Origin of the sequence: Oligoflexus sp., assembly GCF_035638955.1 — a bacterium.
Taxonomy (GTDB): domain Bacteria; phylum Bdellovibrionota_B; class Oligoflexia; order Oligoflexales; family Oligoflexaceae; genus Oligoflexus.
Genome location: NZ_DASQYZ010000026.1, coordinates 1 through 15,790 on the forward strand (window position 1 = coordinate 1; position 15,790 = coordinate 15,790).

Below are 15,790 nucleotides of genomic sequence, written 5' to 3' on the forward strand. Positions count from 1 at the left end.
CTGGCGCTCGGCGCCTGCCAGCGATCTAAAGCGAACTCGAAGCTCTTCAACTCGCAGACCGATGATATCGTGAGCGGCATCTCCATCGATCCCACTGTGACGGCGCGGATGGTGAAGAAGGGCTTTCCTTTGATTAGGTCGCCCTACCTCATCAGCAACGGCAGCTTCCTGAAAGTCGATTGCGCCGATGAAGTGAAGAGGGGTGATATCCTCAGTCGCTTGGGTTTTTCCTCGACCTTCGTTGACTTTACCGTGGATTCCCAGGCTAATTTCGCGGTCACGGGCAACTTGAACTGTGACCCTGCCAAGCGCTATTTCTATAAGTATGTCGATGACACGAAAAATCGCACGCTGTACTACGTCGTCGACGATAACGCTAAGTCGGTGTTTGTCTTGGGCTGCCAGGCTTTGGTCGATGGTTTCGGCTTTGCCGGAGCGCATCCCGAACTGGATGATTCAGGTGCGGAACTCATCGCTGCCAAAGACGACGCTTGGCCCATCCGCACGATCAATTGCCTCAAGGGCAAAGATATCAATCCCGATGCCGGCAAATTCGATGACGTAACCCTGGCTTTCTCGCAGATCAATCTGCAAGCCGGCGACAGTGTCACCGTTCCGCTCAAGGTTCGCGATCTTATCACGGGCGATGTGGTGAGCTTCGATTATGATTTCGCTACCAGCAAGCCCTGCAACAAGGATTTGGTCTGGGCAACCCTAAGTGGCCAAGCCCATGATCAATTGATCGTCGGCAGCAAGCCAACCCTCGTGCCTTACTCTTGCGAATTGAAAATCAAAGCCAAAGTCGATGGTTTGGATGCGGAACCTTTGGTCGTCGAGGTCAAAGCCGAACCCAAAACCTATGATCGGGTCTGGGCCTTTCCCGGTACGACCTGCTCGAGCACGAGTCAAGGCGAAGTGCAATGCTGGGGCAGCTATACCTGGAATTTCCCAGCTCGCAATGCCCGGGTCAAAGACTTCACCTTGGGCATCTACTATGCCTGCGCCCTGTATGACACGAATCAAGGTCAGAACCTGGCTTGCCAGTACAGCCCAAGGGTGAGCCCGGCTTTGCAGGCCCGTCAGCCCAAAGGCTTTGTTCGAGCCCTCGCCGGGTCCCTGAATTCGGTGTGCGCAATCGTCGCCAATGGCGAAGCCAGCAATCGCGATCAAATGATCAAGTGTTGGAAAGCGGATACCTCGGCGAGTCCCGATGATCCCAGCTTGATCAATGATTACGCTGTGCACGACAGCACCACTCTATCCATGCTGTCGGGCGGTAGCCTGTGCTTTGACTCCGCGGAAGACGTCCCTGAGAAACGGCGCATCAAATGCCTCTATGACACGACCTTTAACAACGTCATCCCGACCCCATCGACCGAAGTCTCCAAGCTTTTTAATGTGGCCGATATCAACGCCAATATGGGCTTCAGCTTGCCCAAAGGTCTGGCAGGGGAAGTGTTACCCCTTGATATCAAGAGAACTATTGGCATGGGCTGCACGATCTACAATGGCAAAGTCGGCTGCTGGGGTTGGGCGGATTCGCCTGCTGAGCAGAAAGTAGCGGAAGCTCTGGGCAAGGTGGCAACAAAACCGGGAAGTCTCCGTCTTGTGGGTGACCAAATCTGCTTCCAAACTGCAAGTTCGGATCCGAACCCCGATACCGTGATCGAATGCTGGAATCGGAGCAGCGACAAGGCCGTGAAGGTGTTCAATGATCTTGGTAAGACTCGATCCTTCGACATCATCAAACTCGGCAACGATACGATAGTCTGCAAAGTGAACGGAGATGGTACGGAAGTTTCTTGTACCAACAACAAAGTCAGGACGCAGAAGCAATTGATTCCCGAAGGCGCTTACTGGACGAAGAAAATCAAGGTGTAGATCGCCCCTTTACAGCTAAGGAAGAAACCCATGTTAAAACAAATCTTGAGTACAATGACTGTTTCTTTGGTAATCAGCAGCGCCGCCCAAGCGGCTCCGATCGCCCCTAAATCCGAACTGCTTGCCCTTGGTAGCGGTCACTACGCCCAGGTTCTGCTCGGGCCGAATGAGGACATCGCGCCTATCACCTTTAAGTCCGGCGTCACCGTCGGCATCCATAGCGCGACCGATGCTTGCCACGGCACTATACATGTATCGGATAGCGTCTCTGCCGCGAGCCCATACCACGTCAGTGGCCGGCCCGGCGTCGATCAGTGCAGCATCTTGTTTTCGGTCGGCACCCAAGAGATCACTGTGGAATTCTACCGCTTGCCCCTGGTACCCGATGCTGCGCAGTGGCCCAGCCTCTTGGCGACCTTGCCTAAGTTGATCGGCACCAACGCCATCTATATCACCTCGGAAGTTCCGACGGCGGAATTGCCCTTCGATGCTTTCGGCACCATCATCGATCTCGATGAGACGGCTAAAGCCGGGACGATCAAACCTTTATTGAAGAACGCACCTGACGCTGTCGTGCGCATCGACAACCAATTCGAAGTGAGTGCTCGGGACACCAAGGCTCGTAGAACTCCGGCGCTGGCAAGCTGCAAATCGGACTACAGCCAAAGAAATGGCATGACCCAGCCGCACTTGTTCGTGAATTTCGTACCGAATGTCGTCGGCGTCAACAATACAGAAGTGATCGAACACTGCGAATGGATATTCGCTGGCGAAGCCCTGTCCTTGGGCGCTGACCAACCGGAACCACAATCGGTCTTAAACCTCTACATCATGAAATCGTACTTGTAAAAATCCATAGGGAAGGGATTGACCCATGCAATATATCGCTAAAATAGGCTCGACCCTGGCTATAGCAACGATAGCGCTGCTAGGGGAACAATCCCTGGCCCAAAACATCTGCGGAGCGAACGCCGAAAATCTTCGCCAAAAATACAGCTGCACAGGTAGCACCTGGACTAATGATGAATGCCATGATCTCGCGCTCGCTTGCGGAGAATACGAAACGGTTGCGGCGAACCTGGCTTCGGAAACCAAAGGCCTGACCCTCAACCAATACTATTGGCAAGGCATGGCCTACTATGGGCTGATGAATCGCACCCGCTCGACCGGCCTTAAATGTGAGTATTTCACGCAGGCTCGCCGGTCCCTGAGCTACTTCCTGAAAACGTCGCTGTACGTCTATAACGGCAGGGATCTGGAACATAAATATGACAAGCCCGATCCCAATCGGGTTTATCGCGTGACGAAAGTCGTCGAAGAACTGGCTCAAGTCAAAGGCTGCGCCGAAGACGGCATGACCTTGAATGAAATCCAGATGATGTCGCAATCTTTGGCGGAAAATACTGTGCGTGACGCCTTCTTGCGGCCGACGGCCCTGCAAAAAGAATTGATGCAGAAGATTTTTGACAAGATTCAAGAAGTCGTGACCAAAGCCTCTTCGATCGAAACCAATTTGACCTTGAAGGATGTCGCTGCTGATACAATGCGCAGCTATATGGAAGTGTCCATCCTCCAAGACTGGGCTGGCAATGGCACTGATTCGGGTATCGGTGCGGCCAAAATCACTCCCGATCACAAACTGCAGGCCGATACCACTCTGGCCCAAAAAACTTACACCACCATTTCGGATCCTCTCTATCAACGTGCGGTCGCCCTCGCCGATGCCCTCAATCGGGCCTTTGGCGGCTGCGATGAGGCTCATTTGCCTCCTGATACGACTCTGGTTCAATGGAATGCGATGGCCAGGAAAGACCAGGAACTCCTCTGCCGCAATGTGGCTGCCGTGAAATACGGCAACGCCAGCGATTTCCAAAAGCGCTCGGCCCGCGAGCAAATAGGCATCGCGACTCTGCTCTTGCAGTTGACCCAGGGCAACAATGAACAATTGCTCGGGATGTTCCGCTCCTTCAACGATACGACTTCCAGAATCAACGGCGTCGCCCCCATTCGGCCGACCGTCGATGCCGTGACCAAAAGTTGGCTGAAGAGCGGCACCAAACGCATAGGTTTGAATACGGTGTGCCAGGAAGCGGATGAAGCCGCTGTGGATTTCTGGTTCTGCCCTAAACTTTCGAATTAGTCAGGAACTAGCCATGAAAAAATTTCTTAAAACCTTAGTCATTCCTGGCCTGCTGCTCAGTATGTCCAGCTCTTCGCAAGCGCTTGACCTGGGCTATTCCTATGAGCAGCTCGAAACCGTATGGCAAAGCATTGGAGCACCGGACACCAGAACCTTCAGCGAGATCCTGGGCCTCTATGAATTGAGCCGAACCGTGCTCGTGGATCCGGCCAAAGGCAGCGTCACCGGCACCCAATGCAGACCACCGCGCGTATGCGTCAATGGTCAGAAGGCTCCAACCGGCACGTCCAGCGGCACGACGCCGCCACCGAGCAACGAAATCATTGAATTCGATGTCGTGCGCGTGAGCAATCCTGCGCTTTTGCAGGATATTTACCGTCGCTACGCGATGCTTTCGCTCTATATCTCGAAAAACCTCGCCTTCAACGGCGTGCTCTTGAGTCCGGACGATAAAGCCCGCCTGGATAGGACCGCGCAGTTGAGCTATACGAAGCAGCGGAGCGATCTGATTCGGCAGGAGATGGCCAGCGCCAATTTGGAAAGCTACCTCCTGCATCTCTCCCAGTACTATTTGGCCGAAGATCTGCCCGCGAAATGCGTGGCCATGAAAAGCGCCGATGCGATCTACAACCAGAGCATCGTCAAAATCAATCCAACCGTCGATCTCTTGCCGGCCTGGCTGCCCTTGTACCAGCAGTTCGTGAATTACATAAAAACCATTCAGGGCAATGCCAATCGCTTCATGGCCTGTACCGTGATTCCCAGCACCTCGCGAGCGGAGATGGTGCAAACCATCAAGACGACAGTGGCTGAAGAAGTGAATATCGCATTGAGCGACAAGGTTAACGCAACCCTTCGTCTGCTGGATGCAGCCGAGGTGGTTTCCGGTGGCTGTCCAGCTCCAGGGACGTCGGGTTTCAAAAACCTTTCGGAATTCCAAAAGATCGCCTGTTTGAATTCGCAGCTGAATGATGTCGACTTCGATTTGAAGGCAACTTTTGAAATGGCCCGCCAGGTGAAGAATATTAAAGCGAATTTGGATTTTATCAAAGAAGCCGAGGGTGGCGTGAGGTCGCGGCAGGATTCCATGCGTGAGGAAGCTGGATTGGACAATCTGTATGTCCCTAAACCGAACGTGCAGGCTTTCCCAAAACTCTCGGAAGCGGTTGCGATGACCAAGGAAGTGGCTGAGCTGCAGGTGGAGAACACCTTACTGAAAGGCCAGATCAAATCCTCCCTGGATTCCCTGGTCAGCGTTTCGACGGCTCTTGGCGCGGCCAAAGTTAGCGAATGCAGCGATGCTGTGACCTCGCTGGCCGCCTTGACCCCTCAGGGCACCACAACGCTGGACAACTTTACCAAGCTGGTGGAAAGCTGCTTGAGTAAACTCAGTGCCAATTTGGCAGCAAATATTGTCGCAACAAACGACGATCGCTTGCAGGAAAAGTTCACCGCCGACGTCAATTCGTTGTCCAGTGCCGTACTGAGCTTGTTTGAAACAAATCCGATCAAAGTCATCGACGAACTACCCCAATAGAGAAGAGAAAGTCATGAGATTCCCATACCATATCTTTCTGCTGGCGGTCCTGACCTTGGGATCATCGGCTTATGCACAGCAAAGTCTATCACCCACGACCTGTTCCGATGATGCGACGGGAGCTGCCTTTCAAAAGAAGGGCCAGTTGTTGACCCGGGATCTGTCCCTGGCACTGATGACGGGCGACCTTGAGACCATGGGCGCTCGCTTTAAATCGCTCAACGATGTCTTGAAGACTTGCGGTGACTTGGCTCCGGCCAAAACCGATGTCGCGAAGCAGAAACTGAACGACCACTATATGTATCTTTGCGATGCGGACTGTCATTTGACGATGGCTCAATACATGCTGCTGCTCGCCGCAGATATGCCTTTTCTCAGCAGCAAAACCGAATCCGCTCTGGATCCGGGCACAGCGCAAATCAACGCTGAAAACGGTCGTGTGATCGTGGACCGCGGTCTGAACGTGCTGGCTCGGCAATACGCGCCCACCCCGGATGCGCAAGCCCAGACATCCTCAGGCGATGCTTCGTCCAGCCAGGGCAAGCCTTCCCTGTTCAATTTCACATTTAAGCAAAGTCGCTTGCTGGAAGCCAAAGCTCGCCTGTTGATGGCGGCCGGCGACAATTGGTACATGACCACCTCGAATCAGCAGCTCTCGCAGCTGGGTTATGAGATCACCGCAGCTTTGAACAAGACCGGCGAAGGCGGAACCCAAGGCAACGCAGCAAACAACCAGAATATGGAATTCGCCCAGAATTTCTATAGAGAAGCCCTGTGGCTTATCGTCGAAGCGAAAACCGATATTCCTAATATGACTGTTTACAGCAGCCTCACCAGCGAGCTTTCTGCTCTGCAAAGAGATCTGGAAACGCGGATCGGTTCTGCTGAAAAAGGTTACCTGTTCCTCAATATAGATCCTCAAGAACTGAATCTGTCTTCCTATGATGTCATCAATCAGGGCCTGGTCAACCTGACGAATGAAATCAGCACGATTGAATCCAAAATCGAAGGGCTCATCAAAGATGCCAACAATGCGAAGCTGGCAGCTGACCTCAAGGATGCGTCCAACGATGTCTCGAAGCAGCTAAAGCGGGAAGCGGATTCGCGCTACCAAACATCGCAAAACATCAACCTGAGCCTGCAGAAGATTGGTCAGCTCCAAGAGAGCTACAGTAAGATGACCCAGGATACCGAAGCCAAGATCAACACGATCGAAGCTGAAAAAGAAACCGCCAACTACCGCCGGGAAATCAATCGCATCGCCTTTGATCTGGGCGAGCAGAAGAAAGAAGTCGACTACAAGATCCAGTACCTGAAAGCGAAGAAAGACCAGGATATGCTGGCCTATTCGATCGGCAATAAAACCGATCAATTGTCAGAAGTGCGATGGCTGATGAACCATAAGATCACTGTGTCGAATTTGGAAATTCAAGTTTTGAGCTTTCAAGCCCAAATCAGCGAATATGATCGCGCGATCAAACGCAACAATGATGACATTGCCGCGATCGACGAGGCGCTCATTCAGAAAACCCTGACCACGAATTCAATCACGGAGCGTGAAGGACAGATCGATAAAGAATCCAAGATCCTGGACAATCAAATGCAGTATATCTATCGCCGCAAACGCGTTGAGTTGCGCACGCAGATCTGCAACATGGAAACCCAGGTAGCCATGTTGAGTGGTACCGGAAAATTGAGTCGAGTGTTTGAACCGATGAACTTCAAGCCCCTGCCAGAGGAATTCACGCCGCCGAATGGTGCGGCTCCTTTGGAAACAGAAACGGCTTGCGAGGCTCCTTCGATCATAAAAACATTCACTCAGTATCAAGCCGATGTATGCAAAATTCGTAAAGATATGGGCAGCGATGCCTTGAAAGCTCAAGGCTACGTCCTGAAATGTTTGCTGGGAAAACCGCTGCCAGGTGATTTTCAAGTTGCCATTACTTGCCCAGATATCATCAGTGCGGATCCGAATGATCCTCTGACCAAAGACTTCACCAACAAGCGTTTGTTGACCGAGCAAATCCTGAATAAGAACCGAGACAGCGCTCTGCTGCAATACAATGCCCTGAAGACTTTGCGTGATGATTTCAAAAACAAGGTCGACTCCTGGATGAAGGTGACCGGGGAGATCGTCCAAAATATTGAAAGAGCTAAATCCCTCTATTTGATTGCGGCATCGACCTATGGGGCCCTGGCCGGTACAGTGCCGACATATGTCGGCGCGATCGCTGGTCCCATGGGCGGTGTGGTCACTATTATGGACACGGAGAGCAAAGTCAAAGCCCTTAGTACCAATTTACTTTCTCTCGTGAATTTTGTGGAAAACGCCGCCAACCGGGAAATGGCCTTTCATGCGAAAAAGGCTGAGATGGAGCTCAAAATCGGTGAGTTAGGTGCGGCTATCGACAAGCTCTTTGATGCCTACACTGTAGAAAAACTCCAGTATCAAATGACCTTCCTGGAATTGGGTGTCACCGAAAGTTCCGAAATCGCCAAGACTGACAGCGCGGTTCAACAACACAAATTGATGCTGCTTGAATGTGACAGCAAAGAACTCACTGAACTCGATGCCCGACTCGATAACTTCGTGTCCAACCACCAAGCTTTATTAGCTCGTTTGGACTTGATGGCTCAGGAAAATATTTCCACCCAACTGCAAATGGACGACCTTGCTTCGCAAAAGATCCAGCAAGGCATCCAAAGGAAGATCATTGCCTCGGAACGCAACGTTCTGGATAACCGTCGCGCCCTTTTGGTTAATGATAACAATGATATCAGGGCTCTGCAAGGCAATGTCAAAGAACGCGTCACCAACACCACCAAGCTTCAATCGGAGTTGGCCACCGACAAGAAATTCGGCGACAGTCTGGTCGATGAAATTAAAGGCATGAAATACGATGCTCTGCAGAAATCCCTGGATTTGAGCGACAAGGAAGCCGACTTCCTGAAAGACCAGCTGGACGACAAAACCGTGCAAGCAGCTGCGGACCGCAAGAGCCTCGATGATAAGATAAAAGATGTCGGTCTCGAAGAAAGCTTGCGGCAGGGCCTCCTGGCCAGCTTCGACAGCATCGCCGGTGAAATCGCCGTGCAACGCAAGAATGTCCTCGATATGTCGACCCAAACGGCAGCTGACGGCGGCATCACGCCGATCGACGGTTCCCGCGAGTTGTTCGAAGTTTCGCGCGATCAGATGTTCGATCTGGTACGCGGTTTGCCGGATTATCTGATTGCCAAAAAGCGCAAGATCGATATCGCCAACCGTTTGGCGTTCATGGCCTACAAGAAACGCGATTTATTCCGCAAACTAGGCGGCATCCCATCTCCGGAAGACTTCACGTACATGCGCTCTTCGGAATCACTGGTCAAATTCACCAACACCAATGAAAACGGCATACTCTTCAGCACCGAAGATAAGCAGGTCGTGATCGGTTACACCGGCATCGATATTCCTTCGGATTCAGCCTTTGCTCAAGCTTTGGCTCGCAATGGGGAAGTGACCTTCCAAGTCTCGCCAGCCGCGGCGGGCAAGATGGATGCCCTGGGTCACCTCTCGATCTGGCCCAACGATATCGATAACGCCAATAAGTTCAGCGATCCTGAAGTACGACTGGTCGATGTGCTTATCGTAGGTGACTACCGTTGCCCTGAGGGCTCACAGGTGGAAACTACGAATAATCAGATTACGATCGCGCATTTGGGCCATGGCTTCGTCTTTAAGAAGGCAGATAAAGACAGCGATCTGCTGCTCCCTTCTCTGGAAAACGTACCGAGCCGTTCCTGGACGGATTCCGTGTATCGCTTCTCGGAAGGACAGCAAGGGGACTTGCCGGCGGCTTTGAACAGCTGGACCACGAAATCCCCTGGCTACACCGTCGGTTCCTTTGACAAGGATATTCCTGATAATCGCGCGAAACTGCCGTTCTTGGGCTACCCGATCATCGCGAATTACAAGTTGACCGCGGAAGCCTCGGATTGCAGCAGGATCTACAAGAACCCTGTGACGGGTGAAACAACTGGCGTCGCCTACAAGCTGTTCTTTGTGTACGCAAGACCCAAGAAAAACTAGGTCAAAGGGAAAAACTCATGAAACGTGCAATTTTAACAATCATAGGTCTGACGAGTTTCAGTGTTCCTTCCCTAAAGGCAGCGGATGCCACTGCAAACAAACCTAACTTGAGCGAATACGCAGTCCCCTCCTTTACCAACGTCGACTGCGAAAAACGTTTCAAAGGTTCGAGCTCGCTGAACTGGGGCATTTGCGAATGGGAAAAAAGCCTAGGCATGGCCAGCGGACCGCCTGAGGCCTACGGGGATCAACTCGATCATACGGCCTCCCTTCTGGCCCAAGCACAGCAGGAAGGCTTGTCGGTTCGCCAACAGAATTTGGCGACATTGTTCGAAGGATTCGCCCACTGCGAAAAAGCCAAATTGTATTGGGCGGGAAAAACCATGATTCCCTCCAGCACCGATCCTAGCGCCTCACTGCCCGATGCCTTTTCCGTCAATGGTTTTTGCAGTGAACGCTCCAAGGTCACAGGATCGTTTTCGGATGTACGCTTCAATGATATCCTCGTGAACAAGGCCTTCATCGATAGCACCGACGGCAAAGAAAAGATTAATAACGCCTATGCGGAAGAATTGATCACGCGCATGGCGGCTTGTCAAAAAGACGTCGTCGCGGAGTACGGCCGTTGCAATCAATTGAGTCCTCAGCCGATGACTGCTGTAATGCAAAGAGCCCGGGAAGCTTCTATAACCGAAATGGTGAGCTACTTCGGTTGTACCGATGTCGAATACCAACAGGAAATGGACGCCAAACAGCCCGGTGCACCTTTGGGCCGCTGCGAATCCCTGAGCGCCACAGCTCCGGCATCCGCTATGTTTGCCCGCAAGATCAATCGTCTGAAACTTGTCACCGGTAACTCAGAAGGCAAGCTGCAAGCACTCCTGATCAAAGAAACCAACATGCGAGACCAGCTGGCGCAATACAAAACAGTGTATGTCCAGGGCCGTGATGCCGCTGGTGTAGCCTTTAGCCGCTTTCAAGCTGCTTCTTTGATGACCGATAATATTTTCAAGGAATACGAACTCTGGCGGGAAGGTCTCTTGGGCGGTCCGGTCATCTCCGAACTTGGCACCCGCAAAGGCCAGCTTATAACCTATAAACCCATTCTGCAGAAAATAGCCGACGACCTCAAAACCAATACCACTCGCCTGCAAGCGATGCTGGTGCCACCGGATGTGAAGGCAGCCCAACTGGGTGAACTCTGCCGCGTTTATTACTGCGGACTGTGGAGCAAGAACTTCTCTCAATTGGCGACGACCTCTTGCCAAAAGTCCAGTATGGCTGCTAACTCCGCTTGCCTGGGCACAGTGACTTTGGCGCCGATTCCGAGCAAACCGGTGGCGACCATCTGTGCGGCCCTGCCCGCGAATTTGAAGGTTGCGTTGATGACCCCTGCGAACGCCCGAACCTGTATGGCCACCGTCCTGACTCGCAACAGTGCTGCATCGAACATGTTCAATCCGGAGTTGTAATGTCTCACCAGATTCAGCGCCCCTCAGGCTGAATCTGTTTTTTGCGGCAAATACTCAACCGAATCTTGCAATACGATCGCTGTCGTCCCAATAAAAACCAAGATTTTTTTCCTGAGCCAGCGATCCATGACACCTTGAGCTGTAAGGAAAATACCAATGATTCAGCGCGTCAGATTCTGGACCTACTTCTTAATTGCTGCCGGTATCGGCCTGGGTTCAAGTGCTCTGGCCGAGGACAAGTCGGCAACCCGTGATGGTTTGGTGAAGCTGCCGAGCAGCGGCGGCACTGTGCAGAAAGACGAATCGAGCTTTGATTTCTCGACCAGTCGCGGAGCCGTAAGTTATTCCATTCCCCTGCCGCAACTGCCAAGTCGCGGCGGCATGAAACCATCGCTCGCCTTTGTTTACAACCAATCGGCTGGTGATAGCGGATCGGGCCTGGGTATAGGCTGGTCGGTTGCCAGTTCCTCCATCAGCTTCAACGATGATCTCGGCACAGCCATCAAGCAAAAACGATCCGACAACGGCGATTTCAGTTCGCATCTGGCCCTCGATGGCCAACGTTTGATTTCGCACCTGAGCAATACCATAGGCGGCGACCTTGAGTATTCTTTGGAAACCTCCGGCGCCTTTGTCAAGGTACGTTATACAAAGAATCCATTGCGCGTCAATTATCTCGGCAAGAATGGCGAAAGACTGATCTACAGTTTCCCAGCCGGTTTCATCGTCACCAGTCCATCCGGCCAGAAGGCCTATTTCGCGGAAAATCGTGATTTCGTCGAAAGCGATCCCCTCAACCCCAGTTTCATCGTGCGCTGGCCTATGACTGCAGAGATCAATCCGCAGGGTGAAGCGATTTTCTACACTTACACCAAACAGGGCGAACGCAGCTACTTGAGCAAAGTCAGCTTCGCAGCGGGCCAGAGCGAATATAATTTCGAACTGATAGCTACCAGGCCCTCGCTGGTATCCAACAAGGCCAGTTTCCGCCAACTCAGCAAAGTGCTGTTCGGTGGGGTTTCCGCCAGTTTCCGGGGCGAAGTCCAGTCGCAGATTTGCCTGGCTTTTGTCGGTCGATCGATCGATTCCGATCTGTTTACCGTCCGAGCCGGCGAGCATTGCCTCGATAAAGCCAAGGGTGACCTCGCGGCGTCTCTGGACAAGACCAAAACCAGGTCTTTGAATGTTCTGGATCAGCTGCGCACTATTTATCGCTTCGGCAAGGGATCCAGCTTCGACGCGGCCAATGCTTTGCCCAAGCTGAGCTTTGAATATTCCAATTGGAATGAAAACGATACCATCACCAACATCGTTTACCCGGCCGCCGCTTTGAGCCAAACCAATTCATCGACCAGTTTTGAATTGTTCGACTACAATCTGGACTCGGTTGCGGACCTGATCCAATCGACGAGTCAGTCGCTCAAGATATCCCTGGGAACTGACAATCTGGAAACCAGCTTCACCAATTCAGTGAGCTGGACCGTTGAGCGCGACGGCGTGAAGATCACGCCGAAAATCGATTCGCCGAGCTGGCATTTCGTGGATCTCAACGGCGACTCGCTGATGGACCTGGTCGAGGTGGGTGAAGGCAAGATCCATGTCTATCTGCGGAAACTAGACGGCAAATTCGAACCCGCCACCACTTTGGATTTCGATTGGATCAATCCAGGCCTGTTCGAAAGCAGGAAATTCCGCTGGTTGGACATCAATAACGATGGTCTGACGGATCTTATCGGTACGGAAATCCAAGGCAATAATTTGGTCTGGAAAATCGCCATCAATCAAACTTTGCGCACCGCCCAAGGCTTTGATTACTATTTCCTGGAGACCACCCAACAATTGCCATTCGACGCCCCGCTCGGCAATCTCCTGGCGGATGAATCCGTGCTGCTCGCCGATGTGAACGGCGATCAGCTGTCTGATCTCGTCCGCATCCGCCCGGATCGTGGCGGAATCTGCATTTATGAAAACCAAGGCGATATCTATGCTGCGCCCGAGAAACAACTTTTCAGTTTCGCGGATGCCGATGTACTTTCAGCGAGCAACTGTGAAAAAGGCCGCTTTGTGGCGATCGACGGCTTGGCGCACGACCTGCAAACCGCAAGTCGTCGGGTTTGGTTCCTGGACGCCAATGGCGACGGGATCCTCGATCTGGTGAGTTTCAACAGCGACGACACCCAGATGCGCGTCTGGCTTGGTTTCGGCAACGGCGATTTCCTGAAGGATCCTCTGAAATTCTCGACACTCGATGCCGAAGGCCGACCGCAGATCAATGTCCAAAGTGGTCGTGAGCGTACCCGTGTCGCCGACATCGACGGTGACGGCCAGACCGAATTGGTCATCTTCCAGCCCGGCATCGTGGGTCTCAAGCCTGCTGTCGTCATCGACTTCAACCGCCAGGGCAAGAATCAGCTGATCAAATCCAATCTCCTGACGACCATAGAAAACGCCACGGGATTGCGCTATGATCTGCGCTATTCCAGTTCCACTGATGAGATGCTGCGCGATCACAGCGAAGGATTGACTTCGGCCCCTCTGCATTTCCCGATTTATGTCGTAAAACAGATGGTCATTTCCGAGCTCGACCCCTTCCATCCCGGTGAATACAAGGATGGTCGGGAAGTCAAAGAAATGCTGTATCACCAGCCGATCTATGATTTCACCTCCAGGAAACTGGTGGGTTTCCGAAGCGTCGAGACCATTACCTACGGCGATGAATTCCTGGCCCAGGATGAGCGCAGCCAGCTGTCATCGTATCGCCGCGAAATCTTCGAAAGCGATTTCCGTTTGGCCGGCAAAACCAAGGAACTCTATGTCCACGAATTCACTCCCGCCGAAAAATTCGCGGAACAGAGCCAGGATACCCATAACCTCGCCCTGCGGGAAGTGACTCTGCACAGCATGAAAGAGTACTCGCAAACCCAAGGAACCCCTCTGGCGGGACGCATCCTGTTCAGCAAGAAATTCCAAAGGCACCTGGTTCCTGCGGCCCAGGGCTATGATGAGGAATCTGCTTATTTTTCTCGCGATCTGAGCGAAGAATCTGCAACCTACGGCAGCACTGGATCGGCTTCGAAATCAAGCAAGATCTTTTCGCAATTCGATGGCTTCAACATGCCGACGGTGATCGAAGAAATGCGCGATGCGATCACAGGCCCGAACGGTCTGCTCATCCCGGCTCGCAATACCCGGCATGTCCTGGATTTTTCCGAATCACGGCGCCAGCTAGCCGATTTGGATATCATCACCCTACCTTCGGAACAAAAGACCTATGTGATAGAGAATTTGCAGCAGGAAATGGTCGCGTCGACTCACATCGAATACGGTCCGACCGGCTTGGCGAAAAAATCGACGGAAGAAGCCTTCTACGATAGATTCGCGGTCTCGGCTGAGCTGCAGGCTCCTGCGTCCCGTATCTCGGAACGCAGTTTCGATATCTTCGGCAACCCGACGACGTTCAGCATGAACGGGGTCCTCCTGGAAACCGTGCGCTTCGATCCGACCGGGACCATGCCGATCGAACAAGTGAATGCTGTGGGTCATCAGACGCGCATGTACTACGGTTCGGATCCTATCGAGGGTTGTTCCAGCATTCCGGAACTTGCGGTGCATGAAGGCGTTTTGAAGGCCTATCGGGATCCACGCGGCGTGTGCCACTACTTCTCGTTTGACAGTTTCGGCCGCAGGACGCTTTACCAACGCGATGACGGCTATCAGGAACAGTATCGGTATCGTTTCGCCGAAGCCGGCACCGATTCCCGAATTTTCAAACAGGCTCGCCGCTATGCGGAAGGCGCCGTGCTGCCTGCCAACGAATCCACTTGGATCCAAAGTCTTGAGCTCTATACACCCAATGGCGTTAAAGTAGCCTCCTTGGAAAATCTGGAACTCGACCAAGGCGTGCGGATCGTTTCCTATGAAGAGCATAACCGGAAGAAGAACACGATTCGGGTCTACACTCCGTTCCGGGACACGACGACCACCTTGCAGGACGTGTTCCAATCGGGATTGATTCCCGTGACGAAAAAAGAAGGCTTCACCCAAACTGTCTATGATGCTTTGGATAGACCCGTGCAGCGTATCTATCCGACGGAACGTACAGAACATTATACCTATGAGCCATGGGGTCAAACCCAGGTCTCGCTCTACGACAAGGGCCAAGGGCTCGGGACGGTCGATGTCATCAAAAAGACAGTGCAATTCGGCAAGCAAATCTTCGCTATCGTCGATGAACGCAATGCCATCACCCGCTTTGCCTATGATACCTACGACAACGTCAGTGAAGTGTGGTTGCCAGGGCAAACCGAAGCGCGCCGCTACACCTATGATTCCTTGGACCGCAAACTGCAGCAGTGTTTCCCCGGAATGGGTTGCAGCACCTTTCAGTATGATCAAGTGGATCAGCTGTCGGTCCGCACCAACTACGATGGCACGATGAAGAAAATTAGCACCCTGACCTTCTTCTATGATGTGCTGGGTCGTTTGCAGGAACTCAATGACAACGGGCGCCTCTTGACCAGGAATCAATATGACCGCTACCCGGTTGAACTGCAAAGTTTGGCGCAGAGTTCGGCGGTTGGCTTCCTGACTCGTTCGCAGAGCTTTGACGGAAACAAACTGTATGACCAGGCGAAGATTCAGGTATACGATCGAGCCGGTCAGGTGGTCCTGCGCAGAATCGATATGAG

7 protein-coding genes are annotated in these 15,790 nt (G+C 52.6%); all 7 read left to right on the plus strand.

Going from position 1 to position 15,790, the window contains the following annotated elements; translation table 11 throughout:
- Positions 1-1,881 (plus strand): hypothetical protein (locus VE954_RS03400; protein WP_324949673.1); only part of this gene is annotated, 1,881 nt, incomplete at its 5' end.
- 30 nt (positions 1,882-1,911) lie between these two features.
- Positions 1,912-2,730 carry a hypothetical protein gene (locus VE954_RS03405; RefSeq protein WP_324949675.1) on the plus strand — a complete coding sequence of 273 codons (819 nt, stop codon included), beginning with the start codon at positions 1,912-1,914 and terminating at the stop codon, positions 2,728-2,730.
- A 25-nt stretch (positions 2,731-2,755) separates the two neighbouring features.
- Positions 2,756-4,021 (plus strand): hypothetical protein, encoded by a 1,266-nt coding sequence (locus VE954_RS03410; protein ID WP_324949677.1) that lies wholly within the window; start codon positions 2,756-2,758, stop codon positions 4,019-4,021.
- 13 nt (positions 4,022-4,034) lie between these two features.
- Positions 4,035-5,558, plus strand: a complete 1,524-nt coding sequence (locus VE954_RS03415) for a hypothetical protein (protein WP_324949679.1) — start codon at positions 4,035-4,037, stop codon at positions 5,556-5,558.
- A 13-nt stretch (positions 5,559-5,571) separates the two neighbouring features.
- A complete protein-coding gene (locus VE954_RS03420; RefSeq protein ID WP_324949681.1) occupies positions 5,572-9,630 on the plus strand; it encodes a hypothetical protein in 4,059 nt (1,352 codons plus the stop codon).
- 17 nt (positions 9,631-9,647) lie between these two features.
- On the plus strand, positions 9,648-11,102 hold the full coding sequence (locus VE954_RS03425; protein ID WP_324949683.1) for a hypothetical protein: 1,455 nt from the start codon (positions 9,648-9,650) through the stop codon (positions 11,100-11,102).
- Between the two features lie 156 nt (positions 11,103-11,258).
- A partial coding sequence (locus VE954_RS03430) for an FG-GAP-like repeat-containing protein (RefSeq protein WP_324949685.1) occupies positions 11,259-15,790 on the plus strand: 4,532 nt, incomplete at its 3' end.

What these genes read in the sequence shown, in the direction of transcription:
- VE954_RS03405 (WP_324949675.1), top strand. Translation starts at nt 1,912, where the DNA reads ATGTTAAAACAAATCTTGAGTACAATGACTGTTTCTTTGGTAATCAGC.
- VE954_RS03410 (WP_324949677.1), top strand. Translation starts at nt 2,756, where the DNA reads ATGCAATATATCGCTAAAATAGGCTCGACCCTGGCTATAGCAACGATA.
- VE954_RS03415 (WP_324949679.1), top strand. Translation starts at nt 4,035, where the DNA reads ATGAAAAAATTTCTTAAAACCTTAGTCATTCCTGGCCTGCTGCTCAGT.
- VE954_RS03420 (WP_324949681.1), top strand. Translation starts at nt 5,572, where the DNA reads ATGAGATTCCCATACCATATCTTTCTGCTGGCGGTCCTGACCTTGGGA.
- VE954_RS03425 (WP_324949683.1), top strand. Translation starts at nt 9,648, where the DNA reads ATGAAACGTGCAATTTTAACAATCATAGGTCTGACGAGTTTCAGTGTT.